Annotated in this window: 1 protein-coding gene; it reads right to left on the reverse strand. The window is 51.8% G+C overall.

Features of this window, described 5'->3' with window-relative positions:
- Window positions 1–300: 300 nt before the first annotated feature.
- Window positions 301–1,530: an ISL3 family transposase gene (locus tag RC85_RS25690; protein ID WP_068267800.1), complete on the reverse strand. Its 1,230-nt coding sequence runs from the start codon at window positions 1,528–1,530 to the stop codon at window positions 301–303.
- Window positions 1,531–1,585 lie beyond the last annotated feature (55 nt).

A 1,585-nucleotide genomic window follows, 5' to 3' on the forward strand; every position in this document is an offset into this window, starting at 1 on the left:
TGGTCCAGGGTAGGGAGGAAATTGGTTCAGGGGTTCGCTTGGAGGTCTTGGCACGAACCCCGGCGTGCGCATTGATTACAATCAAGCGGTCGAAACTGTGATCAATTGTGCGCGTTCCGGACACTTGCAAAGAAAGACGATCGTTGGACATGCCAAACGATCGAATCAGGCGTCTGGAGAAAACCCGGTTCAGCAGTCGGTGCTGATTCCCGGACATCCCCTTTGTTTGAGCCGAAAGTCGACTAGGCGCCGCGTCGAAGATAGGCCAAGCGGTTGTATAAAAAGGTCCACCGCGGATCTCTATGGGTCGAGGTCGAGTCCACCGCAGTAAAAGAAGATCGCTGTTTTGTAGTTTTGCCTGTTTCTGTAGCCGCCAACTCGTCGCTTGATCGATTGAATCTTGCTGTTGATTCCTTCGGCAACTCCGTTTGATATTCCACTGAAGGTGCAGTAGCTGACGACGTTGTCGATGCGAGTTTTGATCGTGCGTGCGACCTTCTTCATTGGCTCCAGCCGAGTGTGAATCACCTTGCGGTACCACCACCTGAAAAACTCTTTCGCCTCCTTGGCGGTGTCGTGATGCCAAAGATCGCGAAGCATCTCTTTGTAAGTCCATGCCTTGCCAGTTTCGAGTTTGAAAGAAAACAACGCATCAAGACGCTGCTGGCTTGATTCCTTGAGGTTGTCATAGTTCTTCAGAAACAGGTAACGAGTCCCTGTTAGCGTGTCGTCACCTTCGCTGCGGAGACGCTTGTTCTCTTGCTTGCGAACCTTGTCTACCGCTTCGTTGACCAGCTTCATCACATGAAAACGGTCGTGCACAATCTTTGTTTCTGCCAGGGGAATGTTGGACTTTGCAGCGTTCACAAAAGCAGAGCTCATGTCCATCGCGATGGCTTCGACGGTTTCGATTTGACCCGGTAAAAGTTGAGAAAAGCATTCGTTGGCGGCCTCTTTGTTGTGGCCTTCGGAGATCGCTTCAACCGTACTGTTGTCGAGGTCGTAAATCAGAGTAATGTAGTTCTGCCCTTTCTTGAAAGACTTCTCGTCGATGCCAATGTGAGGCAGTGGACTGGATTGCTTTCGAGCTTGCCCACGCTCGACGGCTCGCTCAAGAATCGTCCAGGTCGCTTCCCAGCCAGTTCGCAGAATCGTGCGAGCGCCTTCGATCGTTTGTGTTGCCTTGAGCAAGCGGATCGCAAAGGCCTCGAACATCAACGTGAAGCGACTGTTGGGACTGGACCAGGGAACTTGAACCAGTTTCACGCCGTGTTCGGGACAATCCACTCGGGGGATCGAAGCTTCCAGCATCGTCTTGAATTGGCAGCTGTCCAAGTGACGCCAGCGACGCGATGGAGAATGGTCATAGCAGCTCAATTTCTGATCGCACTGAGGGCAGCAGAACTTCGTGCCTTGTGCGTGACGCACACTAACGACGATCTCACCAAGTTCCATGTTCAGATCAACGTTCGATACTTCCCAAGGCGTCTCAATGCCAAGGATCTGTTGATAAAGTTCCGTGTCTTGCATTTGCGTTCTCCTTCTCGGAGAATTTTACAGGACCCACAAAATTCCGCGATGGACC

This window comes from Rubripirellula obstinata (assembly GCF_001642955.1).
Classification (GTDB): domain Bacteria; phylum Planctomycetota; class Planctomycetia; order Pirellulales; family Pirellulaceae; genus Rubripirellula; species Rubripirellula obstinata.

Coding starts and splice junctions, on each gene's coding strand:
- RC85_RS25690 (WP_068267800.1), bottom strand. CDS start 1,530: ATGCAAGACACGGAACTTTATCAACAGATCCTTGGCATTGAGACGCCT.